Raw genomic sequence first — 26,080 nt, 5'->3', positions numbered from 1 at the left:
GTTTCCTCTCCTCGTGCAGCTTTGGCGCTGCTTTGGCTTTTTGTCTTACGCATGATCTTTTCCGAAAACCGGCTTCCACTTTTCGGGATCATGCTAGCTCCACAACAAGGCCGTCGCGGGCGATCGTCAAGTCGCCGGCCCATGTTTTCCTGACAGCGGTGGTCCAATCGACCTCGCCGATCTCGGCATCGTCCGCCGGAATGAGGTGATTGAGCACCAGACTCTTCACGCCGGCATCGCTGGCGATGCGCCCTGCCTGCTCGGCAAAACTGTGGCTGGCAAGCAGATGCTCTCGCAATCGCGCGCCATTGCCGGTTTTGGCGACCAGCCGCTCGATGCCCTGCTCCAGCATGGCTTCATGGACGAGGATGTCGGCGCCCTTGGCGAAATCGGCGAGTGGCGGGAAGAACGCGGTGTCGGCCGAGAACACAACGCTTTTGCCTGCATGGTCGAAGCGCAGAGCAAAACAGTCGGTGACCGGCGGATGGTCGACGCACAGTGCCGAAACCTTCAGGCCGCCCTGCTCTACAATCAGGCCTTCGCCGAATTCGACGACCGAAACCATGTCCCTGATATCAGGCCGGCCTTCGTCGGCGATGCGGATGTCGATGTCGAACGCCATGGATTGCTTGAAGTGCTGCCAGTAGAGCCGGGTGCCGGGTGGCCCGAACACCGTCACCGGCGTCGCCAGCCCCGCCGTCCAGGCGGTGTGGATCAAGGCCCCAAGTTCCAGCATATGGTCGGAATGCAGATGGGTGATGAAGATCAGGTCGAGCGCCTTCAGGCTGATACCGGCATCGGCCAGCCCGCGCGTCACGCCAAGTCCGCAATCGACCACGATGCTGCGGCCGCCGAATTCCAGCAGCGATGAACTCGGCCACGGCCCACCCGGCCGGATCGCCGGGCCGCCCTTCGAGCCGAGAAGCACCAGCCGATCGCGCCCCAGATCAGCGCTCAAGACCAGTCGCCCTCGGGCGTGCCATTGAAACGCTTCTTCAGATCGGCCCAGCAGTCGATGTAATTGTCCTGCCGGGTTTCCAGTTCGGCGCCATAGCGGGTCAGCATCTGCGGGTAGCGGGTCTCGAACATGAAGGCCATGGTGTTGTCGAGCTTGACCGGTTTCAGGTCGACTTTCGAGGCCTTTTCGAAGCCTGAGGCATCAGGTCCGTGGGCCAGCATCAGATTGTGCAGGCTGATGCCGCCGGGAACGAAGCCTTCCTCCTTGGCATCGTACTGGCCTTGGATCAGGCCCATGAACTCGCTCATGATGTTGCGGTGGTACCAGGGTGGCCGGAACGTGTCCTCGGCCACCAGCCAGCGCGGCGGGAAGATGACGAAGTCGATGTTGGCGGTGCCCTCCTCGCCGCTCGGCGCGGTCAGCACGGTGAAGATCGACGGATCGGGATGGTCGAACAGCAGCGCACCGACCGGCGAAAAGGTCGCCAGATCATATTTGTAAGGGGCATAGTTGCCGTGCCAGGCCACGACGTCGAGCGGCGAATGGCCGATCTCGGTGACATGGAAATTGCCGCACCATTTCACCGTCAGCCGGCACGGCGTTTCCTTCTCCTCGAACCAGGCGCAAGGGGTCTTGAAATCGCGTGGGTTGGCCAGGCAATTGGCGCCGATCGGGCCGCGATCCGGCATGGTAAGCTTGGCGCCATAATTCTCACAGACATAGCCGCGCACTTCGGCATCGACGAGTTCGACCTTGAAGACCAGACCACGCGGCAGCACGGCGATCTCGCCGGGCCTCAGCTCGATGACACCCATTTCGGTGACAAAGCGCAAAGCGCCGACCTGCGGCACGATCAGCAACTCGCCATCGGCGTTGAAGAAATGGTCGTCGACCATCGAGCGGTTGGCGACATAGACATGCGCCGCCATGCCGCTCTGCCCGAGCACGTCGCCGGCGGTGGTGATCGAGCGCAGGCCGGCGATGAAATCGGTCGGCTCCTTCGGCATCGGCACCGGGTTCCAGCGGTACTGGCCGAGCGCCAACTCGTGGTCGCCGACATTTGGGGCGGTTTTCCACAGTGGATAGTTGGCTGCCTTGAAGCGGCCGGTGTGCTTCACGCTTGGCCGGATGCGGTAAAGCCAGGAGCGCTCATTGGTGCCGCGCGGCGCGGTGAAGGGCGAGCCGGAAAGCTGTTCGGCATAGAGGCCATAGGCCGGCCGCTGCGGCGAGTTTCGCCCCTGCGGCAGCGAACCCGGCAGCGTTTCGGTTTCGAAATCGTTGCCGAAGCCCGGCATGTAGGAATAGGCCATCGCTTCCTCCCTTGCGCATCCGCGAAGATGTGAGGCATCGCCGTGGATTGACCAAACTGGTTTCGTTTGTAACCATCGAAAATGTAACCATCAATGGCGACTTTGAAAAATGGCAACCAAGGATGAAGCTTCTGACGAGCCTGAAGTTCTCGATCTGGAGAACTTCCTGCCCTACAGGCTCTATCGGCTTGCTGACGCCGTCAGTCGCGAATTCTCCAGGATTTACAAGGACAGCCATGGCCTGACCCGGCCCGAATGGCGAACCCTTTCCGGGTTGGGACAGCGCGGCACCATGACCGCGACGGCTCTCGGCGAGCAGTCGGCCATGCACAAGACCAAGGTCTCGCGCGCCGTCGCCGAGCTCGAACGGCGGCGCTGGCTGACCAGAACGCCCGACGAAGAGGACAGACGCGTCGAACATCTGACGCTGACCAAAGCCGGCCTTGCCGCTTATCGCGAAATGGTGCCGCTGGCGAAGGCGTACGAGCGGGAGTTGCTGGCAAAGCTGAGCGCCAGTGAGCGAGCCGCGATCACGGGCGGGCTGGCAGCGCTCGAAACAAATCTCAGCAAGACCTAGGAGGAGCTCTGCGGCAACGGTTGCGTCTATTTCAACGCCTCGCGGCTATGTGCGTTCTCCCTGACATGAGGCCGCCGGGGCCAGCCCATTTCTGCTGAGTGTCTGCGCGGGCGACGAGGACTTCACCGGTTCCTCCTTTTTTTGACGAATACGACATGATCGAAATGCCTTGCCGCCCAGCGCCGAATAGCTGTCGCCAATTGGGGCTGTCTGTGGGCGGTTCCTATTTGCAGCCGTGCTGCTTGATTGTGGCCATCCAATCAGCGGCAAGTCCGTCCAGAGCCTGCTTTGCCGATACCTCGCCACCGAGCACATAAGACGCGATGCGCCGATTCATCTGCTCGAGCAGAGTCGTGTAGTAGGGAAGTGCCCAAAAATCCTTCACCGCAAACATGCTCTGGTAGAAGGCTTCATTATAAGGGGAAGCGTTGCGAAACTTCTCGGACCGCATGATTGTGGCATCGGGAGTGAGGCCTCCGAGGTCAGCCCATTTCTGCTGAGTGTCTGCGCGGATGACCCAGCCGAGGAACTTCATCGATTCCTCCTTTTTGGACGAATACGACACGATCGAAATGCCTTGACCGCCCAGAGCCGAATAGCTGTCGCCAGTTGGGCCGGCCGGGTTTCTGAAGAAGCCGATGTGGTCGGCGTGGGAATTGACCGACGGATTGACCAGTGAAGGGAAGAAGGCGAAGTAGTTCATGCTCATCGCTGCCAGCCCCACGGTGATCGCCAGATTGTCCTGCAGGGTGTCAGCTAGCGTCCAGTTTGGCGGAGTCACCCGGTAGAGCCGCCCGTACACTTGCAGTGCCTCGACCGCGAGCGGTGAGTTGATGATCCCTTCGACAGCGCAGGTGGCGCGGTTGCCGATGTCGCCACCGTAGCTATAGAGCACCGTAGTATAGCCCATAGCCAAGGAATCGCCGATCACGCTCGTGTAGATGGCAATGCCATATTGAGGCGGATCGGCGTTGGGGCGATAAAAGAATTCGGCAATGTCTTGCAGCTCCTTCCATGTCTTGGGGGCGGCAAGCTCGTAGTGATATTTCGCGCGAAAGGCCTGTTTCGCTGAAGGTTCGTCAAACCAGTCCTTGCGGTAGGCCCAACCAATCGCGTCGGCCTCCAACGGCACGGCCCAGTAGTGACCGCTGCCCTTCGGATACTCCGAAAGGTTGGTCATCATCGCATTCGCCATTATCTCGTTGAGTTTGTAATCCCGGACAAAATCGCTGAGCTCGAAGTAGTGTCCTTGCGTTGTCGCCAAACCGAGCCACTGCGAGTCGCCCACCACCATGTCGTAGTTATCGCTTTTGTCGATAAAGCTGGCGAAGGCCTTGGTCTGGAAGTTTGACCATGCCACGGTTTTGACTGTGACCTTTACACCCGTTTCCTTCTCGTATTCGTTCGCGAGTTCCTGCAGGCAGTTGGCCGGGTCCCAATCTGCCCACAAGATCGTGAGCTCGGTGGCCGAAGCCGGCATGCCCGCGACCAACAGTCCCGTGCAGACGGTTAACCCGATCAAATTGTGCGCGAACATCGTCTTCCTCCGGCGTCTCGCAGCGCAGCGCTTACGCCGTTTGACGACCGCTTAAGAAAGCCTGGCAGGCCGTTGGTGTCCATCCGTTCGCGTCGTGACCAGAGAGCGCCAAACGCTACCATGCCTGTTCTCTCGCGTCGCTATGTTCGTCGGGCATAGCCGCGAACCTGCCCCAAAAGGACCCAAGATTTCAGGTTGTGACGGCGCGCGCCCCCTTTCGCTTAGCGCGTCGTCCGATCGACATGTTGGCGCGCCATTCGCCGCTCACGGAAACTATGAGCGCAAACCCGACGGACCGGCAGGTGCAGACCCGGAGCCGCCGCCTACCAATCCATCACCACCTTGCCCGAACTGCCGCTACGCATCGCGTCAAAACCCGTCTGGAAATCGTCAATGCCGATGCGGTGGGTGATCAGTCCAGTCACGTCGAGCGGCCCCTGCACCAGGGCGATCATCTTGTACCAGGTCTCGAACATCTCTCGCCCGTAAATGCCCTTCAGATGCAGCATCTTGAAGATGACCTTGTTCCAGTCGATCTCGAAGCCGGTCGGCGCGATGCCCAGAATGGCGATCTTGCCGCCATTGTTCATGGTGTCGATCATATCGCGGAAGGCGGGGGCGGCGCCCGACATCTCCAGGCCGACGTCAAACCCCTCGGTCATGCCGAGCGCCGGCATCACGTCGCGCAACCTTTCTTTGGAGGCGTCGACGACATGCTGGACGCCGAGCTTCCTGGCCAGCGCCAGCCGCACCGGGTTGATGTCGGTGATGACCACCTTTCTAGCGCCGACGCATTGCGCCACCAGCGCACCCATGATGCCGATCGGCCCGGCGCCGGTGACCAGCACGTCCTCGCCGACCAGATCAAAGGACAGAGCGGTGTGGACGGCGTTGCCCAGGGGATCGAAGATCGCGGCGATCTCGTCCGGCACATTGTCGGGGATCGGCACGACATTGTGCTGCGGGATCGCTAGATACTCGCCAAAAGCGCCGGGACGGTTGACGCCGACGCCGAGCGTGTTGCGGCACAGATGCCCCCTGCCTGCCCGACAATTGCGGCAATGGCCGCAGACGATGTGGCCTTCGCCCGAAACGCGCTGGCCGACCTTGTATTCGGTCACCGCGGCGCCGAAATCGGCGACCGTGCCGACAAACTCGTGACCGGTGACCATCGGTACCGGCACTGTCTTTTGCGCCCACTGGTCCCAATTGTAGATGTGGACGTCGGTGCCGCAGATCGCAGTCTTCTTGATCTTGATCAGCACGTCGTTGGGGCCGATCTCCGGCACCGGCACCTCTTCCATCCAGATGCCCGGTTCGGCCTTGGCCTTGACCAGCGCCTTCATCATGTTCGACATGCTTCTGTCCCTTGAATCTCTTGATCCGGAATCGCTTGTCGCTTCCGGCCTTTCAGGAAATGACCCCGAGTTCGCGCCCGACGGCAGCAAACGCCTCGACCGCGCGATCAATGTCGGCGCTGGAGTGCGCCGCCGACATCTGTGTTCGGATGCGCGCCTGGCCCTTTGGCACCACCGGGAAAGAAAAACCGATGACGTAGATGCCGCGCTTCAGCATGCGCGCCGCCATCTCTTGCGCCAGCGTCGCGTCACCCAGCATCACAGGGATGATCGGGTGATCGGCGCCGGCAAGCGTAAAGCCGAGCTTACCCATCTGCGACCGGAACTGCTCCGCATTTGCATAAAGCCGTTTGCGCAGACCGTCACCATCCTTGACCAATTCGAACACCTTGATCGAGGCGCCGGCGATCGCCGGCATCAGCGTATTGGAAAACAGATAGGGCCGGGAGCGCTGGCGCAGCCAGTCGACCACCTGTTTCTTGCCCGATGTGTAGCCGCCGGAAGCGCCGCCCAGCGCCTTGCCGAGCGTGCCGGTGATGATGTCGACCCTGCCCTCGACGCCGCAATGTTCGGCCGAGCCGCGGCCGTTTGCGCCGACGAAGCCGACGGCGTGGCTGTCGTCGACCATCACCATCGCACCGTATTTGTCGGCGAGATCGCACACGCCCTGCAGATTGGCGATGATACCGTCCATGGAAAACACGCCGTCAGTGGCGATCAACCGGAAACGGCAGTCCTTTGCCTCCTTCAGCCGGGCTTCGAGATCCGCCATGTCGTTGTTGGCGTAGCGGAAGCGTTTGGCTTTTGACAGCCGCACGCCATCGATGATCGAAGCGTGGTTCAGCGCATCGGAGATGATCGCGTCCTCTTCGCCGAGCAGCGTTTCGAACAGGCCGCCATTGGCGTCGAAGCAGGAGCCGTAGAGGATGGTGTCGTCCATGCCGAGGAACGAGGAAATCGTCGCTTCGAGCTGCTTGTGCTCTTCCTGCGTGCCGCAGATAAAACGCACCGACGCCATGCCGTAGCCGTAGCGGTCGAGCGCCTGCTTGGCGGCATTGCGCAACTCGGCGCTGTCGGCGAGGCCGAGATAGTTGTTGGCACAGAAGTTCAGCACCTTGTCGCCACCGACCTCGATCTCAGCCGATTGCGTCGAGGTGATCACCCGCTCGGATTTGTAGAGCCCGGCCGATTTCAGCCCGGTGAGCTCGCTGTCGATATGGGAGAGGAATGAAGCGGTCATGATCAAGCCCTATTGAGAGTGCGCAGGACTGTCGCCCCGCAGGTGCGAAAAATCCATCGCAAAAGCGACGGCTTCGGTGGCACGACAAAGCTCAACTACAACGCGAATCGACGGCATGGATTGCATGCTGAAGTAGCACCCAGACAAATACAGCTGGATCATGAAAGCACATGATAACCATTTTGGCAGCTTTCCCCGGCGGCTTTGCTGGCCAATGCACCGGCTTCCGGACCTGTTAACCCTTTCACGCCAATGGTCTTCTCGCCAGGAACCTATGGCAGGAATCCGTTGACCGGAGGGTCACCCAGAAATGTCGCAGCAGCCAGTGCATAGCGTCTCGCGCAAGCTGATCATGGTAATCAAGAGCGGCTACTGGCTGGCGCTGATTATCATCGCGGCCATGGTGATGGCCTCTTTCATCCTGCTGCAGCAGATGATGGCGGCGCAACAGCATAATGATACGCTGCTCGACATCGTCAGCACCGAGAAGGCGCTATCGCAGCGCATCGTCTTCCTTGCCAGCGCAACAGGTGCCGCCTCACGCGACAAGCAGCCGGCGCTGGTTAGCGCGCTCAAGCAGGCGACCGTGGAGTTCGAGACGAATTACGATCTGTTGCTCGACCAGACTGGGGCCGATCCGCTGTCGCCGGCACGGCTCGATCCAAAATCGATCGAGAGCGTGCTTTACACCAAGCCGTTTCACCTCGATTATTTCTCGGTCGGGCTTATCGCCAATAGCCAACGGCTGATCTCGTCGTTTGAATCCCAGCTCACCTTGGCTAGCAATGGCGGCTACAAGGGCGGCGACGAGCGCGTTAATCTCGACGCCTCCGTCGCCAACGCGACGCTGTCCGGCTATGCGGCGCTTGGCCAGCGCATCAGCACCTATGCCGACGAGCGGTCGGAAAAGCTCCTCGATCTCCACCGCACGCTGTTCTACTCCACCATCGGCGTCATCGTGCTGGTGGCGCTGTTCATCTTCCGGCCGATGTCGAAAGCTATTCTGCGCAAGACGCATGAACTGGTCGATGCGCGCAATTCGATGGCCTTCATCGCCGTGCATGACGGGCTGACCGGCCTGCACAACCGCACCTTCCTGACCGATCATTTCGAGACGCTGATCAAGGGCGCGCATCGACGGCGCGAGCGCCTGGCGGTGATCCAGCTCGACCTCGACCGGTTCAAGCAGATCAACGACACGCTCGGCCACGCAGCCGGCGACTATGTGCTGGTCGTCACCGCGCAACGCATGCGAGACGCCTGTCGGGCTTCGGATCTGTGCGCACGCCTCGGCGGCGACGAGTTCGTGATGATCCTCAACGGCGCCGGCGGCACCGAGGACATCAACATGGTCGCCAGGCGCATCCTGGAGCAGATCAACGAACCGATCACCTTTCAGGGCACGACCATCCTTCCGGGCGCCAGCGCCGGCATAGCCGTCTATCCGATCGACGCCGACAATGCGCAGGATCTGCTCGTCCACGCGGACCTCGCGCTTTATTCGGCCAAGAAGCTCGGCGGTGGCAGCTTCTCTTTCTTCTCCGAGGAATTGCGGCGCGAGCTCGACTATCGCAAGCAGCTCGAGCACGATATCAAAGTCGCCATTTCGGAGAGCGCCTTCCAGGTCTACTTCCAGCCGCAGGTTTCGCTGACCGACGGCACGATCAGCGGCATCGAGGCTCTGGTGCGCTGGAAGCATGCCGAACGCGGCATGATCTCACCCGGCGAATTCATCCCGGTCGCCGAAAAATGCGGCTTCATGCCAGAAATCGGCCGCATCGTCATCGCCAAGGCGATCAACGAGGCCGCAGAATGGGACCGCGCCGGCATCGCTTTCGGGCGTCTTGCCGTCAACGTCTCTGGCACCGAACTGCGTGAGCCTGATTTTGACAGGTTCCTGTTCGACACGCTGGAGAAGGCAGGTCTCGCGCCGCAGAAACTGTCGCTGGAAATCGTCGAATCCGTCATTCTCGACGACGAAAAGACGGGAATCGCGGCGAAGCTCAGGCACATCCGTGCGGCCGGCGTTCACCTCGAACTCGACGATTTCGGCACCGGCTACGCCTCGCTCAGCCACGTCAATCCGAACGAGATCGACCGGCTGAAGATCGATCGCCGTTTCGTCCAGAACATCAACGAAAACGGTGACAACACCAAGATCGTGCGCGCCATCACCGAGCTTGCGCGTGGCCTCGGCATCTCGATCGTCGCCGAGGGCGCCGAAACCGAAGCCGAACTCGATTCGCTGATGGCGATCGGCTGCGACCAGGTGCAGGGCTATTCCATCGCCTTCCCGATGCCGCAGGACAAGGCGCGCGAATGGCTGTTGGCCCGCGCCCCAAAAAAGAAGGCCAAGCTCAAGGTGTTGCAGGGCAGCCTGGCTTAAGGATGGCAGAGCCACGCACGACAGTCACCCGGCGCTAGCGTTCCACATTCGCCCGCAGCGCCGCCAGCACCTCGGCAAACTCAGCCAGCCTCTCCTCCGGCAATCCCGTCCGCAGCCGCTTGTCGAAGACAAGTGCTGCCGCGCGTAGTTTGAGGAACATCGCCTCTCCGGCTGTAGTCAGCTCGACCAGATGAACACGGCGGTTCTCCGGATCGCGGCGCCGCGTCAGCAGGCCCTGCGTCTCCATGGCGTTGAGATGGTGGGTCAGCGTCGCGCCCTGGATGCCGATCATGCCGGCCAACTCGCGCTGGTTGGCCAGTTCCCGTGACTTGACCGAAAGCAGAGTGAGCCAGACCGGCAGCGTGCCGCCGGCCTCGACCAAGGCAGCGTCGAAGGCCTGGGCGACAAGTTTGGCGGTGCGGCCGAGATTCATGCCGACTGGCGGGCGGTCAAAGGGTGTCATGAGCAGACACTAGAGCAATGGATATGCGGATGGAACTGGTTCGGTCACAAACATTGACATCGAATCATTCGATATCTAACTTTGTGATCTGCAGCAGGCAAAAGAGGAATGCGGTCATGCAATATGTCTACATCGTCGTTCTCGGTCTTCATGTCATGGCCGGCGTGTTCTGGGCCGGCACGACCATCACACTGGCCCGCGACCCTGACATAAAGGCTGAGCGCTTCATCCAACCACAATTGGGCGCGGCCGGCATGGTTTTCCTGACCGGCGCGCTGCTCTGGTATTTCTTCCATGGCGCCTATTTCGGCTCGATGGAGCGGGTGCTGGCGCTGGGCATCGTCACCGCCTTTGCGGCCGCCGGCGTTCTAAGCGCCCTGGTTCGTCCCGCCACCAGGCAGCTTGCCGGCGCGGATGCGGCGACTGAATCCCACCTGCGCGCGAAGATGGCACGGGGCGAGCGCATTGCCGCCTGGCTGCTGGTCATCACGGTGCTCTGCATGGCCGTCGCCAGAATGTTTTGAGCGTCGCTGCCGCAGTCGCAGCTCACAGGATCGCACGCTGCCGGCGCCACGCTGGCGACGTGCGCGGCGCGCAGACCGGACCGACGTGCCTGATGGCTCTCCGTACGGCGGTTCGGCTGCGCGCCACCAATTCGAACGGCAAAGGATCGTCGCCTCGCACGGGGCATTGGCAACGTGCCCTAAATCACCTCGACCGAGCCTCCGCGCAGATTGACCCGGCGCAATTTCAGGTATGTGCGCAAATTCGGCGCGATACGAAAGCCCTCCAGCTTGGTTTCCTGGAGCGCGGCAGCCCAAGCCATGTTCTCGTATCTGCCGGCATAGGCTTCGGTGGTCGCTGCGAGGCTTTCGCGGTCCAGACGCCTGGCCAGTGCAGCGCAGGCGGCGATTCGCGATCGGAGTGACTGGCCGTATTTAGGAGCAAACGCCAAGCCGCCGTCCGCCAGGTCGTCAAGCTCGTGGGCAAGCACCACAAAAATGAGGTCCTCGTCACCGGCCGGCACGCCGTCAGTGATAAGGCGCTCGGGGTCACCCGTCTCGAAATTCATGTCGACCAGGCGCGCGACAAGACCTTCAACGTCGGGACCAATCTTTTGCTTCAGCCATTTGCGATGGGCATCGCTGCGCTTGCCGGATTTGCCGTCTGGAAACTGGCCGCAATCGTAGGCGGCATGAAACATCGCCGCCAGCACCAGATCGATCCTCTTGTCGAAATGCGCGACTGCCGACGCAGCGCCGACCGCATGACAGATGAAAGGCCGCCCCGTCTTGCGGTATCGGCCGTTGAACATGGCGCAACAGACACGATAAGCCTCCTGGACGCGGAGGATATCGGCGACAGGGTGCCCAGCCTCGTACAGCTGCATATAGAGCGCCGTGTTGGTCTGGCGCGGAACGAAGAGTTCTTCTTTGGTCAAATCGGCCCCCGACTTCGTTTGACGTGCCGTCAACTTTTCGCAGGAAAAGCGATCCGCGTCAGGATTCCCGTACAGACCCTTCGGTAGTGCTCTTCCCGCCTGGATCAGCCGGAGCGCGGAAAGTTACAAATATGACCGGCCAAGTCCAGTCCAAGCGAGGCCTAGCGGACGCTCAGATCCTGATGCCGAACCGGATGCCATCATAGATCGCGGCGTGGATGTTGCGCGAGGCGACCGCGTCGCCGATGCGGAAAAGCACAAAGCCACCTTGCGCATTGCGCGCCGGAAAAATGTCGCCGCCATTGACCAGCCGCTCGTAATCGACCGCGCCGGCGTTCTTCGACAGCGGCTTCAGCGCCAGATAGAGCTCATCGAGGGGCAGCGTGCCGTGCTCGACCACCACCTGGTCGACCCGCCGCTCGCCGCGCCAGCCATCGGCGAAGTCGGAAGCCAGTTCCGCCACCAGTTGATTGCCCTCGCGCCGTACCGACCGCAGCCGCGTGTTGATGGTGACGGTGACGCCCTTTTCCTGGAACGCGCGCATATAGGGCACATGGTTCATGCCGCCCATTTCCGGCGCAAAGAAACGCTCGGGCGAAACCAGTTCCAGCCTGGCGCCGCTGTTGGCGATCAGCTCGGCCGCGCCCATTCCCTGATGGCCGCCATTGTCGTCATAGAGCAGCACGTTCTCGGCCGGCTTGACGCTGCCGGCCATGATGTCCCAGCTCGACGTGACGAGATTGTCGCCCGCCGCAAGCGGCGGGTTCTGCGGCAAGCCGCCGGTGGCAATCACCACCACGTCGGGCGAAAGCGCCAGCACATCGTCCTTCTCGGCCCAGGTGTCATAGCGGATCTCGACCCCGAGCCGCTCGAGCTCGGCCAGCCGCCAGTCGATGATGCCGATCAGCTCCTTGCGGCGCGGGTTCTGCGTCGCCAGTCGAACCTGGCCACCAGCCTGGCTCGACGCTTCCAGCACCGTCACCTGGTGCCCGCGCTCGGCCGCGACACGCGCCGCCTCCAGCCCGCCGGCACCGGCGCCGACGACGATCACCTTGCGCTTTGGTCCTTCGGTCTTGACGATGATGTGCGGAATCTCGGCCTCGCGCCCGGTCGCGGCATTGTGGATGCAGAGCGCCTCGCCGCCCTCATAGATACGGTCGAGGCAATAGGTGGCGCCGACACAGGGGCGGATCTCGTGCTCGCGGCCTTCCATCACCTTTTTGATGATATGCGGATCGGCGATGTGGGCGCGGGTCATGCCGACCATGTCGAGCTTGCCGGTGGCGATGGCATGGCGTGCGGTGGCGACGTCGGAGATGCGCGCCGCATGGAAGGTCGGGAACTTCGTCGCCGCCCTCACCTCGCCGGCAAAATCGAGATGCGGCGACGAGCGCATGCCGGTCACCGGGATCACCCTGGTCAGTGCTGCATCGGTCTCGATCGAGCCGCGAATGATGTTGAGGAAATCGACCTTGCCGGAGCCGGCCAGCCGCTTGGCGATGCCGACACCCTCCTCTTTCGACAGACCCTTCTCAAAATCCTCGTCGGCGACCATGCGGATGCCGACGACGAATTTGTCGCCGACCGCCGCCCGCACCGCGTCGAGCACCATGTTGGTGAAGCGCAGCCGGTTGTCGAGCGAGCCACCGAAATCATCGTCGCGCTGGTTGGTGGCCGGCGACCAGAAGCCGTCCATCAGATGGCCGTAGGCCTCGAACTCGATACCGTCGAGGCCGGCCGCCTGGCAGCGCTGGGCGGCCGAAGCGTAGTCGGCGACGATACGCTCGATATCCCAATCCTCAATGGTCTTCGGGAAAGCGCGATGCGCCGGCTCGCGCACCGGCGACGCCGACAGAACCGGCAGCCAGTCGGCCTTGTTCCAGCCGGTGCGGCGGCCAAGATGGGTGATCTGGATCATCACCTTGCAGTCATGCTCATGGCAGGCGTCGGTGAGCTCGGCGAGCCATGGCACGATCCTGTCGTCATAGACATGCAGATTGCCGAAGGCAGCCGGGCTGTCGCGCGAGACGATCGCCGAACCGGCGGTCATGGTCAGCGCCATGCCGCCTTTGGCTTTTTCGGCGTGGTAGAGCCGGTAGCGCTCTTTCGGCATGCCGTCCTCGGAATAGGCCGGCTCGTGGCTGGTCGACATCACCCGGTTCTTCAGCGTCAGATGTTTGAGCTGATAGGGCTGGAGAAGCGGATCGTTGCTGGCCATCGTCTTCCTGTCGTTTCAAATTGTGCGGAAGCAGCGTGCTGCTCCCGCTTCTATTTCACGCATCGGATTTTTCCGAAAACCGCTGCGCACTTTTCGGTCCGATGCTATTGAGCGGCAAAATCGAAAGGCCACCGCCCATGACTGTCACCAAAGACCTTACCCAGCTCGGCGCACACGTCGAGCCGCCAAAGAGCCCCGAAACGGCGGTCCTCGAAACCGTGCCATTTGCGCGCGGCGACGGCCCGCCGGCGATCGTGCGCTTCGTCTGTCCGGAGTTCACCTCGCTGTGCCCGGTCACCGGCCAGCCGGATTTCGCCCATATCGTCATCGACTATGCACCCGATACGGCTCTGGTGGAATCGAAGTCGCTCAAGCTGTTCATGACCTCGTTTCGCAACCATGGCGCCTTCCATGAAGAATGCACCGTCATGATTGGTCGCCGCATTGTGGCAGTGACCAAGCCCTTGTGGTTGCGCATAGGCGGCTATTGGTATCCGCGCGGCGGCATTCCGATCGACGTGTTCTGGCAGACCGGCGCGCCGCCGGAAGACGCCTGGCTGCCCGACACCGGTGTTGCGCCCTATCGCGGGCGCGGCTGATTGAGCATCAGCCATTGTCGACACCGATCCGGCACAGCGTTGTTGCGAGGAAGGGAAGGACCGCATCGCGATAGCGCGGCTGGTCGTAGCGCCACCGGCAGCGACGAGCCCGACCAGCGCGATCGCGAGCAGAACGCGAAGCTTCATTGCCGATCACCAGGGCGCGGCCAGCAGCTCATTCGCACTGATACTGGCTGAGCGCCCATTCGCCGGTCACCGACAAAAGGTCCGATATCTTCCAGTCGCCGTCGACCTTCTTGAACTTCCATTCCAGCCGATGCGGATTGCCTGACACGACGAAGGCGACGATGACCTTGGCTTGGTCGCCATTGACCGCTTCAAGCGTCCTCAGGCTCTTGTCGACCTCGGCCTTGTCGTAGTCCGCATTGTCGAGCGCCATGTTGGGGTCGAGGCATTCGCCCTGCCCCGATTTGCGCAGGGCGTCGCTCTTGTCGAGCACGGTCTTCGCCGGGTCGACGAAGTGGCTGCGCTGTGCCGGATCGATCTCCAGCCCGACCTGATCGTAAAATGGCCGGACCACCGCCGTTGGCGATCCCGGCTGGATCGGCACTGGCGCGCTGTCGGCCGGCGGGGCCGCGAGCGGTGGCGTTGCCGGCTCCGAAGCACCGCCTGGCGCATTGGCAGGGGGTGCACCGAGCAGGCCTTGAGCAGTGGCTATGCTCACTATTGGCAGGCACACAGTCGCCAGGACCAGAAGACGGCAACGGGCCATAGCATCACTCCGGTGCCTTGTCGGGCATGCATTCCAGCGCGCTCAGCGTCCAATTGCTGGTCTTCGAGCTGATATCGGCGACCTTCCATTTGCCGTCGACCTTCTTCAGCGACCACAGCATTTCGCGCTTGGAATCGTCGCCTTCCGGGAAAAGGCTGAAGGTTGCGGTGACTTCGGCGGTGTCGCCGTTGACGACTTCGGCGAGCTTCAGCGTCTTGGCCACGGTCTTCTGGTCGAAGTCCTGCGCGTCGAGGCCTGGATCGAAATCGATGCAGGCGACCTCGTCAGGCTTGTTCTTCTGCGCTTGGTCGTTGAGATCGAAGAGTTTCGTCACCGGTTCGGTGAAGCGGTCGCGGTACTTTGTGTCCGCCTCGAATTTCACTTCAGGCACATAGAAAAACTTCACGGCCTTGGAAGCCGGCCCGGCAAGTGCAGCGGCGGGCAAGGCAATTGAAAAGACAGCGGCAAGCACCATCGGTTTCATGCAGGATCTCCGGAGTCGGCGGCAAGGCGGCAATACCACACATCCTGCATATCGGCTTTTTTGCGACTCATGAAGTCTTCCCGGCAACGCGTCAAAGACCAAGCGCCACCTTGCGGCCATCGTGAATGGCGAACGCCGCCTGTCTGGAAGCGGTACAGTCACCGATGGCGGTATGCACGATTCCGCGTTTTTCGAGCTCCACCGACAGACTGTCCTGCGCCATGCTGGTGGCAGCGAACACCAATGCGTCGGCTTCGCATTCCTGTTCGGTCCCGTCGAGCAACGACGTTATCCGGGCCACCTTGCCATCCCAATGCACGACGGCGCTTTCTGTCACAAATCTGACCTTCAGCGCCGCAAGCGCGCGGCGCAGCGGCGCATCCACGGCCATTCGCTGAAGTTCTTTGCCAACCATGGCGTCGGGCGTCACGATCGTCACATCATGACCGTCCTCCGCGAGTTTCCAGGCGGTGCCGCATCCTTTCCAGTTGCCACCATCGTCGAGGACCAGCACGCGCTTGCCCGGCCTCGCCTCCCTGGACATCACGGCTTCGGCCGAGAAGACCGCGCCTCCGCCCGGAACGTTTTCCCATTGCGGCAGCGCCCTTTGGAAAGCGCCGTCCTGGGGCATGGCGCCGGTCGCGACGATGACGTGATCGGCGCCCTCGCGCTCTATGTCCTCTGCTTCGACATATTGGCCATAGCGCACATCGACCTGAAGCTGGCCAAGCTGGCGCTGGTACCAGTCGATGAGGTCGAGAATCTGCGCCCGGCGCGGCTGCAGGCCGGCGAGCCGGAATTGTCCGCCGAGACGGTCCGACGCCTCGGCGAGCGTCACGCGGTGGCCGCGCTCGGCCGCCACGCGCGCGGCTTCGAGACCCGCTGGCCCACCCCCAACGACAAACACATGTTTCGGCTGGGTGGCCGGGGTGAAGCGATCGCCTCCCCATTCCCATTCCCGCCCCGCCGATGGATTGATCACGCAGCTGATCCAGTAGTCGCGGCCGCGCCGGCCCCAGCACATCTGATTGCAGGACAGACAGCCGCGAATGTCCTCATGCCGGCCACCCGCAGCCTTTGCAGCCAGATGCGGATCGGCGATCTGCCCGCGCACGATCGAGACAAGATCGGCGCGACCTTCGCTCAACACGCTCTCGGCGTTTTCCGGAGTGCGGATGTGGCTTTCCGCCGTGATCAACGCGTGCCTCACCGTCGATTTCAACACGGCGGCAAGGTCCGTCCCAAGCTTTTCCGGATAAAGGAAGGTCGGCATGATCTTGTAGAAATCGAAATACGAACCCGTTCCGCAAGTGACGTAGTCCATCAGATTGTCACGGTCGTGCAGGTTGACTATCTCGGCCAATGCTTCTCGCTTTAACGCCACCTCGACTTCCGGTTCGTCATTGATTGCGAGACCGACGATGAAGTCGTCGCCGCACACCTTGCGGATGCGGCTCATCACCTCACGGCTCATGCGGGTGCGGTTTTGCAGGCTGCCGCCCCATTGGTCGTCGCGGCGGTTCGACCAGGGCGTCCAGAACTGATCGAGCATCGAATGATAGGCGGCCCAGACCTCGACGCCGTCGAAACCCGCCTCCCGGCAGCGGCGCGCGGCCTGGACGAAGCCGTCGATCGTCTCTTCGATCTGGCGCTCGGACATGCGGTGCGATCCGTCTGAATCGTGATAGCTCGGCAGGCCGGATGGTGACCAACCGGCATGGAACGAGTTGTCTGCATCGGCATGCTGGCCAACGTGGTAGAGTTGCTGGATGGCGACAGCACCGTTGCCGCAGATGGCATCCGTCACCTTGCGGAAATGGGGGATGACGCTGTCGTCCGAGGGGCGGAAATTGCCGCGTGTAAGCACCGCGGCCTGATGTACCGGCATCGGCTCGATCACGATCATGCCCGCTCCGCCAATAGCGCGTTCGGCGTAGTAGCCGACATGGCGGGCAGTCGGCAGGCCATCCTCGGCCATATTTGCGGTATGGGCTCCAAAAACGATGCGGTTACGCAATGTCTTGCCGCGCAATGTTGCGGGCTCGAACAGTCGCTTGAAGACCCGCCCAGACATTCGCGTACTCCCCTTCAATCTTGGCGGGTATGTCGACCCGCCGGCACCGCAAATGGCGCCGGCGCAGCTTGCGGCCAGCGTCGTAAGCTAGCTGTCCAGCCAGACGTTCTGGAAGTCCATTTCGTAGGTCTGGTGCATTCCGTARTTCTTCACCTTCTTGCTCATGTGGCAGTAGAGCTTCTGCCAGAAMGGCTGGATGATGACGCCGGAATCCTGCAGGATCTGCTCGACGTCCTTCATCACCTCCTTGCGCTTGTCGGGATCGGCCAGCGAGAGCGCCTGCTTCAGCTTGGCGTCGAAATCCGGGTTGGCATAGGCCGTTTCGTTCCAGGCTTCGCCCGAGCGATAGCCGAGCGCCAGCACCTGGACGCCCAGCGGCCGCATGTACCAGATGGTCATCGAGTACGGATACTTCGTCCAGTCATTCCAGAAGGTCGAGCCCGGCAACACTGTACGCTTCACCTTGATGCCGGCATCGCGCAACTGGCCGGCGATCGCATCGCCGGTGTTCTTCTGCCATTCGTCCTCGACGGTGATCAGCTCGTGCTCGAAGTCGGCCTGCCCGGCATCCGCCATCAGCTTCTTGGCGGCGGCCGCATCGCGTGTCTTCTTGGGCAGCGGATAGTATTCGGGATGGATCGGGGCGACGTGGTGGTTCTCGCCGACCGTGCCGAGCCCGGCGTAGCCGAGCTGCATGACAGCATTGTTGTCGACGGCCATCTGCAGCGCATTGCGCACCCGCTGGTCGTCATAGGGCTTGTGGGTGATGTTGGTGCGGGCAACCAGCGTGGTCGCCGTCGCGACCTCCGATTTCACCAGATCCATCTTGTCGAGGGCGTCGATGAAGTCGGCCGGCGTTTCGAAATCGAGGTCGATCTCGCCGGACTCGAAGGCATTCAGCGTGGCGTTGAAGTCGGTGCCGTAGTCGATGAACTCGACACCGTCGAGCGGCGCTTCGCCACCCCACCACTTGCCGTTCTCGCGACGCTTGACGACCGCCTTCGTACCCACCGCATAGGACACCAGTTCGAAAGGTCCGGTGCCGATCGGCTTCTTGATCGGGTCGGCGCCATCCTTGTCGAAGTCGCGATGCACGACCAGCGCCGGATAGTCGGTGAAGCCCGGTATGATGGCGATGTCGGGTTCGGCCAGCTTTAGCTTGACCGTGAGGTCATCGACCTTGGTGATGGCGCCATCCTTGGCCTTGCCGGTCGTTGTATCGATCAGCGCGCCGACGCGTGCTGCCATGGAATTGCCGGACGCACCTTGTCGCACCAGCGGTTCAGATTGGCGACCACGTCATCGGCGTTGAAGGCATCGCCATTGTTCCAGGTGACGCCTTTGCGCAGATGCAGTGTGTATTCGGTGGCGTCGTCATTGACGTCCCAGCTTTCGAGCAGGACGGGCTCGAACGTGAACTCGTGCGTGTAGCGGACGAGCGGCTCCAGCCAGCAACGGGTGACGTTTGCCATCTCGGTCCAGTCATAGGTGCGCGGATCCTTCTGCGCCTTGACCGACATTGCGACACGCAGCGTTCCGCCCTTTTTCGGTTCATCGGCCAGGGCTTTGGTCGGCGCGGCAAGGCCGATCATGCCGTAGGCGAAGGCCGTCGAGGCGCCGAATGCGCTGGCAAGCGCGAGGAATTCGCGGCGGTCCATATGGCCTGCACGCGCCTCTTTCGCCATTGCCTCGATGGTATCAGGCACGCGGTCGCCATTGCTTCTGAAGAACCTCATTTTTTTCTCCCTTTTTTGTTCCCGTCAGTTGGTCGTGCGTCGCGTCAACTGACGCTATTTGGCAGCGCCTCCTCGCGCCGCGCGATGAAATCCGCCAGCCCCTCAGCGACACCCTCGTCGAGCTTCGGCTCCTGGTAGTCCGCGAGCATGTTGCGAGCTTTCTCGCGGCCGCGCGTGTCGTGATCCTTGGCCCCTTCGGCCTTCCACTGTTCGTATGAATTGAAGTCCATGATGCTCGGGATGAAGAAGGCCGACTCGAAATGTTCGAGCGTATGCTGTGTGCCGAGGAAATGGCCCTGAGGCCCGACCTCGCGGATCGCCGCCATCGCTTCCTTGAAATCGTCGAACGGCAGCCCGCCCGCATATTTGTACCAGCCAACGAGTTGTTCGCAGTCCGTCGCGAATTTCGAATAGCCGCAGCTCAAGCCGGCCTCGAGCCATCCGGCGGAATGCCAGATGTAGTTGGCACCGGAGAGGATTGCGGCATGCATCAGCATGTTCGCCTCGTAGCCCGCCTGGGCATCGTTCAGCTTCGACCCGACATGGAAGCCCGACGTGCGCCATGGCAGGCGGTATTTGCGCGCCAGTGCCCCCATCAGATACATCATCTGGGCCGCCTCCGGCGTGCCGCCCATTGGAGCGCCGGTCTTCATGTCCACCGTAACCATGAACTGTCCGTAGAGCTGCGGCGAACCCGGACGCAGGAGTTGCGTGAACGCGACGCCCGCCAGCGCTTCGGCATTGACCTGCGCAACTGCTCCCACTGCAGAGGCTGAAGTCGAGGCGCCGCACAGCGCGAATGGCGCCAGGATCAGCGGCTGGTTGCTGCGCGCATAGACCTTCATGGCGTCAAGCATGGTGGCATCCCACACCAGCGGCGARTTGCARTTGGTGATCGACACCAGCACCGGGTTGTCGCGGACATAGTCCTCGCCGAACACGATGCCTGCCATCGCCATCSTGTCYTCGGCTCGTTCCTTGGACGTCACGATGCCCATGAACGGCTTGTCGGAGTGCTTCAGCGCCGAATGGATGATGTGGAGATGGCGCTTGGGCACCGCGATTTCCATCGGCTCGCAGATGACCGAGCTCGACGAGTGGAGCGCCGGCGCCATGTAGGCGAGCTTGTGGAAATTCTGCAGGTCGGCGAGCGTGCCATAGCGCCTGTTGTTGTCGAGGTCGCGCACGTAAGGCGCGCCATACATCGGTACGAAGATGGAGTTGTCGCCGCCAACGCGCACCGTGCGCTGCGGATTTCTCGCATTGAGTGTAAACTCCGACGGGACCTTCGATATGAGCTCCATCAGGAGCGCACGGTCGATCCGGACACGCGTTTCCGACACGTCGGCTCCCGCCGCCTTCCACAGTGCAATGGCCTCGTCGTCGCGGAACTCGCATCCCACCTCTTCGAGGATCGAGAGCGACTCCTGGTGGATCAGTTCCACCGCCTCATCCGGGACCATCTGATACACGGGGATCTTGCGGACCAGGGTCGGAAACGACGCCATGGGAATCCCCCGCAGCACCTTGCGCCCCAGGCGGCCACCCGCTCGACGGTTGGCAGGTTCGGTCACTTCGACGGCCGGTGCGTTCATGGAAACTCCATCCTCCCAGAGCCAGTCAATTTAGCGAGACAAAATACAGCTGTGACGCTGGAAAATCCTGATCTCTTGTATAAGCTCTGCTTATGCGAAGCTTGCGCCATCTGCTGCCATCCGCCGGCAGCCTCATTGTCTTCGAGGCCGCCGGGCGGCTGTCGAGCTTTACTGCGGCCGGGCGGGAGCTCGGCATGACCCAGGCCGCGGTGTCCTATGCGATCCGCGGACTGGAAGAGCAGCTTGGCGCCAAACTCTTCCAGCGTCGCCATCGACAAGTCAGCCTTACCGAAGCCGGTGACCGCTTCCATGCCGACGTCTCGCTCGGCCTGTCGCACATCCGCAAGTCGGCCGAGGATCTGCGCCAGATCGCCGTCGGCGCGCATGTGACGCTGGCGGCGTCGACCGCTTTCGCCTCGTTCTGGATGATGCCGCGCCTGCAGCAGTTTCGCGACGAGCTGCCGGGCGTCGACCTGCGCATCCAGACCGCCGACCGCGACCTCGACATCATCGCCGAGGACATTCCGCTCGGCATTCGCGGCGGTGAGCCCAGGGAATGGCCGGACTATCATGCGCTGCCGCTGGCCGATGAGGAGATATTCCCGGTTGCCGGCGCAAGCTATGTGGCGCGCTTCGGGCTGCCGCAGACCGTCGAGGATCTTCCGGCACACCGGCTCATCCATCTCGAAGAGCCGTTTCGCGAGGCTGCGAGCTGGGACGAGTGGTTTCAGTCCGCCGGGGTCGATATCACCGATGCCGGGCGTGGCCTGCGCATCAACGACTATGCTCTGGTGATCCAGGCGGTGATGGAGGGCCAAGGCATTGCGCTCGGCTGGGGACACCTTGCCGAGCGCCTTTTGGCCTCGGGGCTGCTGGTGCGCGTCACCGGCCACACGATGCGAACCGGCAAGGGCTTTCACATCATCTGGTCGAGGAACCGGGAACTCAGTGACAACGCCCGCAAGGTAAGGGATTGGCTGGCTGCGCAGGCGTGAGGCGGTGAATGGAGCCCCTGTCATCTCCGCTGGCACGCCGGCATCGAAAGCTTCCGCAGTGGCCTCGAATCCGCCTATAGTGGCCCCATGCCCATTCGCCAACTTTCCGAAACGATGATCAACCAGATCGCCGCCGGCGAAGTCATCGAGCGTCCGGCCAGCGTGGTCAAGGAACTGGTCGAGAACGCGCTGGATGCCGGGGCTTCCCGTGTCGAGATCGTCACCTCCGGCGGCGGGCTGAACCTGATCCGCGTCACCGACGACGGCTCCGGCATTCCCGAGCCGGAACTGGCGCTGGCGATCGCCCGCCACTGTACCTCGAAGCTCACCGAGAACATCCACGACATCCGCTCGCTCGGTTTTCGCGGCGAGGCGCTGCCGTCGATCGGTTCGGTGTCACGGCTGTCGATCCGCTCGCGCACGGCCTCGGGTGACAGCGCCGCCGAGATCGGCATCGAGGGCGGCCGCGTCTCTGCCGTCAAGCCGGCGGCAGCCAATCGCGGCACCACGGTCGAGGTGCGCGACCTGTTCTTCGCCACACCGGCGCGGCTCAAATTCATGAAGGGCGAGCGCGCCGAAAGCTCGGCGACCAGCGACGTGATCAAGCGCATCTCGATTGCCTTTCCCGCGGTGCGCTTCACACTGGCGGGCTCCGACCGCTCGACGCTGGAGCTGCCGGCGACCGACGACAGCCCGGAAGGCCGATTGCGCCGCGTCGCGCAGGTGATGGGCACCGACTTTCCCGACAATGCCATTGCCATCGACGCTGTGCGTGACGACGTGCATCTGACCGGCCATGTCTCGATCCCGTCCTTCAGCCGCGCCAACGCTCTGCAGCAATATGCCTATGTCAACGGCCGGCCGGTGCGCGACAAGCTGATCGCCGGCGCCATTCGCGGCGCCTTCGCCGATGTACTGCCGCGCGACCGCCATGCGGTGACCGTGCTGTTCCTGACGCTCGATCCCGGTGTCGTCGACGTCAATGTCCACCCGGCCAAGGCCGATGTGCGTTTCCGCGACCCCGGACTGGTGCGCGGGCTGATCGTCGGCGCCATCCGGCAAGCGCTGGCCGAATCCGGCATCCGTGCCGCCACATCAGGGGCAGCCGGCATGATGGCGGCGTTCCGGCCGGGTGCGGCGTCCTATGCGCATGGCGGCCCGGCCAACGGCCATCGCAGCTATGACGCTGCCTACCGTGCGTCTGGCTCCACCGGTTTCGATGCCTCGCGCTCGCCGCAGCGACCGCTCGACATGGGCTTCGAGCATACAGGGCCGAGAAATGGGGGCTTCAGCGAAAGCGACCAGCCGGCATTCGACGCTGGCCCACTTGCCAGCGCCGATGCGCGCGCCGGGTCGGATGAAGCGGCGCAGACGCTGCTCGGCACGGCGCTGGGCGCCGCCCGCGCGCAGGTGCATGAAAACTACATCGTCGCCCAAACCCGGGATTCGCTTGTCATCGTCGACCAGCATGCGGCGCATGAGCGGCTGGTCTACGAAGCCTTGAAGAATGCGTTGCATTCGCGCGCGGTGCCGTCGCAGATGCTGCTGTTGCCGGAGATCGTCGATCTGCCGGAAGAAGACGCCGAGCGGCTTGCCATGCATTCGGAAACGCTGGCCCGCTTCGGCCTCGGCATCGAGCGCTTCGGCCCTGGCGCGGTGGCGGTGCGCGAAACGCCGTCGATGCTGGGCGATACCAATGTCCAGCAATTGGTGCGCGACCTTGCCGACGAGATCGCCGACAATGACACGGTCGAGACGCTGAAAGGCCGGCTGGACAAGATTGCCGCCACGATGGCCTGCCACGGCTCGGTGCGCTCAGGTCGCCTGCTGAAAGCGGAGGAGATGAACGCGCTGCTGCGCCAGATGGAAGCGACGCCGGGTTCCGGCACCTGCAACCATGGCCGCCCCACCTATATCGAGCTGAAGCTTGCCGACATCGAACGGCTGTTCGGGCGGCGGTGAGCCTGTGGGCGACGAGTCGACGCTCCAGCTCCGGTTCGAAGCCGAAGTGATCCACTGGCGGGGCCCTTCGCCATACTTCTTCGCGCCAATCCCCGAGCATCATGGCGACGAGATCAAAAAGGTGGCGAAGTTGGCGACCTATGGCTGGGGGGTGATCCCTGTCGAGGCGGCCATTGACGGCGTCATGTTCGGCACGTCGCTACTTCCCAAGGATGGAAGCTATCTTTTGCCCCTGAAGGACGACGTTCGGCGTCAGTGCGATCTAACGGCAGGCGATTCGATTTCCGCTGTCATCACGATACGCCTTCGCGGACGATAGCGACCCGCCCGTGGCGGCAGAGAGGTGGAGCAGAGTAAATTCCGGTGCGGCTCTCATTTTGATTCGGGATAGGCGCCCAACCCTTTGATCTAGCGCTTCAAATTCACCACGATAACACCGCCCAGCGCCAGCGCGCCGCCGAGGATGCCGAGCAGGGTCGGGATCTCGCCCAGCCAGAAGAAGCCGATCAGGGCCGACATGGGCGAAACCAGATAGAGGAAGTTCGAGGCACGTGCGGCCGGCAGGCGCGAGAGCGCGGTTGCCCAGGCGGCATAGGCGATCAGGCTGGGCACGATGCCGAGAAAGACCACGGCGCCGAGGCCAGCCGTGTTGGCCACCGCTGCCTGCGCAAAGCCGCTTGGCAGGAAGGGCGATAGGCAGAGTGCGCCGAGCAGCATGTTCGAAGCCGAAATGGTGAGCGGATGGTGGCGAGCAAACAGCGGCTTCTGGACGATGGTGTTGACGGCCGAGCAAAGCGCCGAACCAAGGACCAGCAGCGCGCCGGCATTGAAATGCAGGCCCTGCCCGTCTGCCACGGCTATGACGCCAATGCCGGCGAAGGATATCACTGTGCCAGCCCAGGCCCAGCTTGAGAAACGCTCACCGAGCAGTGCCATCGCCATGATGGCGGTGAAGATCGGGCTGACATTGATGATGAAGCCGGCAGCGCCGGCTGACACGGTCAGTTCACCGTAATTGAGCATCACCGTGTACAGCGCGACGAAGATGGCGCCGCCAAAGGCCAGGCGCCAGAGTTCGTCGAGCCTTGGCAGCGCCGGACGCTTGACGGCAAGGAAGATCGCCGCCGGCACGGCGGCGATGGCAAAGCGCAGCGCGCCGAGTTCCAGCGGCCCGAAGGCGGCAAGGCCGGCGCGGATCGCCGGAAAGGCCGAGGCCCAGCCGACCACGGTCAGCGCCACCGCGATGGCTGCGGTGGTATCCATCCGCTGTGTCGGATTCAACGTGCTGGTCATCGCGCTCATCTCACTGTCCTCGTGTTCCTGCGTCTCTAAATGCAGAAAACGCCTTTTCCGGCTGGTTGACAAACGACCAAATCGAGGATCACCTGTGACTATGGATCACAGCTCAGACACAATGGTGCCGCTCGAAACGCTCCGCGCCTTCGACGCTGCGGCGCGAACAGGCAGCTTTTCGGCCGCCGCCGAAAAGCTCAACATCACCCACGGCGCCGTCAGCCGGCAGATCGCCAAGCTCGAGGACTGGCTGGGCTTGAAAGTGTTCGATCGCGGCGCGCGCGGTGTTTCGCTGACAATCGAGGGCAACCGCCTGCATCTGCGTACGGCGGAGGCCTTTGCGCTGATATCAAGCCATTCGGACCGCTGGGTCGAGCCGCGCGGCACCGCCGTGGTGCGGCTGACCTCGATCCCCTCGGTAAGCGGGCTTTGGCTGATGCCACGCATGGCGGCACTGGAAAACCACCCGTCAAAGCTGCGCATCGTGCTCGACGTCGACATCCGCCAGGCCGACCTTGCCGACGAAGGCATCGACCTGTCGATCCGCTGCGGGCGCGGCGGCATTCCTGGCCGGGTCTCGGTACAGCTTTTCGAGGAGCATGTTTTCCCCGTCGCCTCGCCCGAGCTTGCCCGCGAGATCGGCCGCGGCGACCCTGCGCGGCTGCTCAAATTTCCGCTGGTCAACGATTCCGATGCCTCGGCCTGGCGCGCCTGGTTCGCGGCGCAAGGCATGGACTACCGCCCGCGCCCGCAGGACCGCCGCTTCGAGGACTACAATCTGGTGCTCGACGCCGCCGCCCACGGCCTGGGCATCGCGCTGGCGCGCCCGCCGCTGACCGAGCACCAACTGAAGTCGGGCCGCATCGTCACCGTTGACGACCGCACCGCGCTCAACCCGGTGTCCTACTGGCTCGACCGGCCAATTGGGCGACCGCGCAGCGCTGCCGCGGACCTGGCGCGGCGCATTGCTGCCCAGGCCGGTCTGGCCATGGAAAAGATGGACGCGTTCATCGAGGCCGAGCGCTAGCGGAGTATTAGCAGGACGAACCCGACTATCGCCGCGGCCAACAGCCCAGCCGCCAGCGACATCAGCCCGACGCTCATCTGCCTGTGTTCAGGCC

The 26,080-nt window shown here is 62.7% G+C and carries 21 protein-coding genes and 1 pseudogene; 8 read left to right on the top strand and 14 right to left on the bottom strand.

Going from position 1 to position 26,080, the window contains the following annotated elements; genetic code table 11:
* Positions 1-88: 88 nt before the first annotated feature.
* Both AC1DVW_RS04660 and hmgA read right to left on the bottom strand, forming a co-directional pair.
* Complete coding sequence (locus tag AC1DVW_RS04660; RefSeq protein ID WP_477321462.1) at positions 89-958, bottom strand: MBL fold metallo-hydrolase; 870 nt, start codon at positions 956-958, stop codon at positions 89-91.
* Positions 955-2,268, bottom strand: coding sequence for a homogentisate 1,2-dioxygenase (gene hmgA / locus AC1DVW_RS04655; RefSeq protein ID WP_477321460.1), 1,314 nt, complete (start codon positions 2,266-2,268; stop codon positions 955-957). Before hmgA ends, AC1DVW_RS04660 begins: the two co-directional genes overlap by 4 nt.
* A gap of 109 nt (positions 2,269-2,377) precedes the next feature.
* Between hmgA and AC1DVW_RS04650 the strand changes: the two genes are divergently transcribed.
* Positions 2,378-2,845, top strand: coding sequence for a MarR family winged helix-turn-helix transcriptional regulator (locus tag AC1DVW_RS04650; protein WP_477321458.1), 468 nt, complete (start codon positions 2,378-2,380; stop codon positions 2,843-2,845).
* 223 nt (positions 2,846-3,068) lie between these two features.
* Here AC1DVW_RS04650 and AC1DVW_RS04645 read toward each other — a convergent pair whose 3' ends face one another.
* From AC1DVW_RS04645 to AC1DVW_RS04635, 3 genes are all read right to left on the bottom strand, one after another.
* Positions 3,069-4,382, bottom strand: coding sequence for an ABC transporter substrate-binding protein (locus tag AC1DVW_RS04645; RefSeq protein WP_477321456.1), 1,314 nt, complete (start codon positions 4,380-4,382; stop codon positions 3,069-3,071).
* Between the two features lie 323 nt (positions 4,383-4,705).
* The gene (gene tdh / locus AC1DVW_RS04640; protein WP_477273503.1) at positions 4,706-5,740 is read right to left on the bottom strand and encodes an L-threonine 3-dehydrogenase; all 1,035 of its coding nucleotides are present in this window, start codon (positions 5,738-5,740) and stop codon (positions 4,706-4,708) included.
* 52 nt (positions 5,741-5,792) lie between these two features.
* Positions 5,793-6,980: a glycine C-acetyltransferase gene (locus tag AC1DVW_RS04635; protein WP_477321454.1), complete on the bottom strand. Its 1,188-nt coding sequence runs from the start codon at positions 6,978-6,980 to the stop codon at positions 5,793-5,795.
* 310 nt (positions 6,981-7,290) lie between these two features.
* On the opposite strand from AC1DVW_RS04635, the gene AC1DVW_RS04630 reads away from it, so the two are divergent.
* Positions 7,291-9,366 carry a putative bifunctional diguanylate cyclase/phosphodiesterase gene (locus AC1DVW_RS04630; protein ID WP_477321452.1) on the top strand — a complete coding sequence of 692 codons (2,076 nt, stop codon included), beginning with the start codon at positions 7,291-7,293 and terminating at the stop codon, positions 9,364-9,366.
* Between the two features lie 34 nt (positions 9,367-9,400).
* Here AC1DVW_RS04630 and AC1DVW_RS04625 read toward each other — a convergent pair whose 3' ends face one another.
* A complete protein-coding gene (locus tag AC1DVW_RS04625) occupies positions 9,401-9,829 on the bottom strand; it encodes a MarR family winged helix-turn-helix transcriptional regulator (RefSeq protein ID WP_477242723.1) in 429 nt (142 codons plus the stop codon).
* Between the two features lie 116 nt (positions 9,830-9,945).
* On the opposite strand from AC1DVW_RS04625, the gene AC1DVW_RS04620 reads away from it, so the two are divergent.
* Positions 9,946-10,353 carry a hypothetical protein gene (locus AC1DVW_RS04620; RefSeq protein ID WP_477321450.1) on the top strand — a complete coding sequence of 136 codons (408 nt, stop codon included), beginning with the start codon at positions 9,946-9,948 and terminating at the stop codon, positions 10,351-10,353.
* Positions 10,354-10,532: 179 nt separating this feature from the next.
* On the opposite strand, the gene AC1DVW_RS04615 is transcribed toward AC1DVW_RS04620, so the two are convergent.
* Positions 10,533-11,270, bottom strand: a complete 738-nt coding sequence (locus AC1DVW_RS04615) for a hypothetical protein (RefSeq protein ID WP_477321448.1) — start codon at positions 11,268-11,270, stop codon at positions 10,533-10,535.
* A 172-nt stretch (positions 11,271-11,442) separates the two neighbouring features.
* On the bottom strand, positions 11,443-13,488 hold the full coding sequence (locus AC1DVW_RS04610) for an oxidoreductase (RefSeq protein ID WP_477321447.1): 2,046 nt from the start codon (positions 13,486-13,488) through the stop codon (positions 11,443-11,445).
* A gap of 137 nt (positions 13,489-13,625) precedes the next feature.
* On the opposite strand from AC1DVW_RS04610, the gene queF reads away from it, so the two are divergent.
* Positions 13,626-14,087 (top strand): preQ(1) synthase, encoded by a 462-nt coding sequence (gene queF / locus AC1DVW_RS04605; protein ID WP_477321445.1) that lies wholly within the window; start codon positions 13,626-13,628, stop codon positions 14,085-14,087.
* Positions 14,088-14,262: 175 nt separating this feature from the next.
* On the opposite strand, the gene AC1DVW_RS04600 is transcribed toward queF, so the two are convergent.
* The 5 genes and pseudogenes from AC1DVW_RS04600 to AC1DVW_RS04580 form a co-directional block, all read right to left on the bottom strand.
* Positions 14,263-14,820 (bottom strand): hypothetical protein, encoded by a 558-nt coding sequence (locus AC1DVW_RS04600; RefSeq protein WP_477242718.1) that lies wholly within the window; start codon positions 14,818-14,820, stop codon positions 14,263-14,265.
* A gap of 4 nt (positions 14,821-14,824) precedes the next feature.
* On the bottom strand, positions 14,825-15,304 hold the full coding sequence (locus AC1DVW_RS04595; protein WP_477242717.1) for a DUF3828 domain-containing protein: 480 nt from the start codon (positions 15,302-15,304) through the stop codon (positions 14,825-14,827).
* A gap of 91 nt (positions 15,305-15,395) precedes the next feature.
* Positions 15,396-17,378, bottom strand: a complete 1,983-nt coding sequence (locus AC1DVW_RS04590; protein WP_477321443.1) for an oxidoreductase — start codon at positions 17,376-17,378, stop codon at positions 15,396-15,398.
* Between the two features lie 87 nt (positions 17,379-17,465).
* Positions 17,466-19,114, bottom strand: a pseudogene (locus AC1DVW_RS04585) (ABC transporter substrate-binding protein).
* A gap of 44 nt (positions 19,115-19,158) precedes the next feature.
* Positions 19,159-20,709: a trimethylamine methyltransferase family protein gene (locus AC1DVW_RS04580; protein ID WP_477321441.1), complete on the bottom strand. Its 1,551-nt coding sequence runs from the start codon at positions 20,707-20,709 to the stop codon at positions 19,159-19,161.
* Between the two features lie 92 nt (positions 20,710-20,801).
* Between AC1DVW_RS04580 and AC1DVW_RS04575 the strand changes: the two genes are divergently transcribed.
* From AC1DVW_RS04575 to AC1DVW_RS04565, 3 genes are all read left to right on the top strand, one after another.
* Positions 20,802-21,704: a LysR substrate-binding domain-containing protein gene (locus AC1DVW_RS04575; protein ID WP_477321439.1), complete on the top strand. Its 903-nt coding sequence runs from the start codon at positions 20,802-20,804 to the stop codon at positions 21,702-21,704.
* 87 nt (positions 21,705-21,791) lie between these two features.
* A complete protein-coding gene (gene mutL / locus AC1DVW_RS04570) occupies positions 21,792-23,666 on the top strand; it encodes a DNA mismatch repair endonuclease MutL (RefSeq protein ID WP_477321437.1) in 1,875 nt (624 codons plus the stop codon).
* Positions 23,632-23,985: a DUF1905 domain-containing protein gene (locus AC1DVW_RS04565; RefSeq protein ID WP_477273520.1), complete on the top strand. Its 354-nt coding sequence runs from the start codon at positions 23,632-23,634 to the stop codon at positions 23,983-23,985. Before mutL ends, AC1DVW_RS04565 begins: the two co-directional genes overlap by 35 nt.
* An 89-nt stretch (positions 23,986-24,074) precedes the next feature.
* Here the strand turns inward: AC1DVW_RS04565 and AC1DVW_RS04560 are convergent, their stop codons facing one another.
* Positions 24,075-24,968, bottom strand: a complete 894-nt coding sequence (locus tag AC1DVW_RS04560) for a DMT family transporter (RefSeq protein WP_477321435.1) — start codon at positions 24,966-24,968, stop codon at positions 24,075-24,077.
* Positions 24,969-25,059: 91 nt separating this feature from the next.
* Between AC1DVW_RS04560 and AC1DVW_RS04555 the strand changes: the two genes are divergently transcribed.
* Positions 25,060-25,986, top strand: coding sequence for a LysR substrate-binding domain-containing protein (locus AC1DVW_RS04555; protein WP_477321433.1), 927 nt, complete (start codon positions 25,060-25,062; stop codon positions 25,984-25,986).
* The last annotated feature ends 94 nt before the right edge of the window (positions 25,987-26,080 follow it).

The organism is Mesorhizobium sp. P3_B5, assembly GCF_056402815.1.
Note: the sequence above shows the minus strand (reverse complement) of the source record. Positions and strands in the feature narration are given on the sequence as shown.

Excerpts from the sequence above, each read along its gene's own strand:
- hmgA (WP_477321460.1), bottom strand. The coding sequence starts at position 2,268 with ATGGCCTATTCCTACATGCCGGGCTTCGGCAACGATTTCGAAACCGAA.
- AC1DVW_RS04650 (WP_477321458.1), top strand. The coding sequence starts at position 2,378 with ATGGCAACCAAGGATGAAGCTTCTGACGAGCCTGAAGTTCTCGATCTG.
- AC1DVW_RS04645 (WP_477321456.1), bottom strand. The coding sequence starts at position 4,382 with ATGTTCGCGCACAATTTGATCGGGTTAACCGTCTGCACGGGACTGTTG.
- tdh (WP_477273503.1), bottom strand. The coding sequence starts at position 5,740 with ATGTCGAACATGATGAAGGCGCTGGTCAAGGCCAAGGCCGAACCGGGC.
- AC1DVW_RS04635 (WP_477321454.1), bottom strand. The coding sequence starts at position 6,980 with ATGACCGCTTCATTCCTCTCCCATATCGACAGCGAGCTCACCGGGCTG.
- AC1DVW_RS04630 (WP_477321452.1), top strand. The coding sequence starts at position 7,291 with ATGTCGCAGCAGCCAGTGCATAGCGTCTCGCGCAAGCTGATCATGGTA.
- AC1DVW_RS04625 (WP_477242723.1), bottom strand. The coding sequence starts at position 9,829 with ATGACACCCTTTGACCGCCCGCCAGTCGGCATGAATCTCGGCCGCACC.
- AC1DVW_RS04620 (WP_477321450.1), top strand. The coding sequence starts at position 9,946 with ATGCAATATGTCTACATCGTCGTTCTCGGTCTTCATGTCATGGCCGGC.
- AC1DVW_RS04610 (WP_477321447.1), bottom strand. The coding sequence starts at position 13,488 with ATGGCCAGCAACGATCCGCTTCTCCAGCCCTATCAGCTCAAACATCTG.
- queF (WP_477321445.1), top strand. The coding sequence starts at position 13,626 with ATGACTGTCACCAAAGACCTTACCCAGCTCGGCGCACACGTCGAGCCG.
- AC1DVW_RS04600 (WP_477242718.1), bottom strand. The coding sequence starts at position 14,820 with ATGGCCCGTTGCCGTCTTCTGGTCCTGGCGACTGTGTGCCTGCCAATA.
- AC1DVW_RS04595 (WP_477242717.1), bottom strand. The coding sequence starts at position 15,304 with ATGAAACCGATGGTGCTTGCCGCTGTCTTTTCAATTGCCTTGCCCGCC.
- AC1DVW_RS04590 (WP_477321443.1), bottom strand. The coding sequence starts at position 17,378 with ATGTCTGGGCGGGTCTTCAAGCGACTGTTCGAGCCCGCAACATTGCGC.
- AC1DVW_RS04575 (WP_477321439.1), top strand. The coding sequence starts at position 20,802 with ATGCGAAGCTTGCGCCATCTGCTGCCATCCGCCGGCAGCCTCATTGTC.
- mutL (WP_477321437.1), top strand. The coding sequence starts at position 21,792 with ATGCCCATTCGCCAACTTTCCGAAACGATGATCAACCAGATCGCCGCC.
- AC1DVW_RS04560 (WP_477321435.1), bottom strand. The coding sequence starts at position 24,968 with ATGAGCGCGATGACCAGCACGTTGAATCCGACACAGCGGATGGATACC.
- AC1DVW_RS04555 (WP_477321433.1), top strand. The coding sequence starts at position 25,060 with ATGGATCACAGCTCAGACACAATGGTGCCGCTCGAAACGCTCCGCGCC.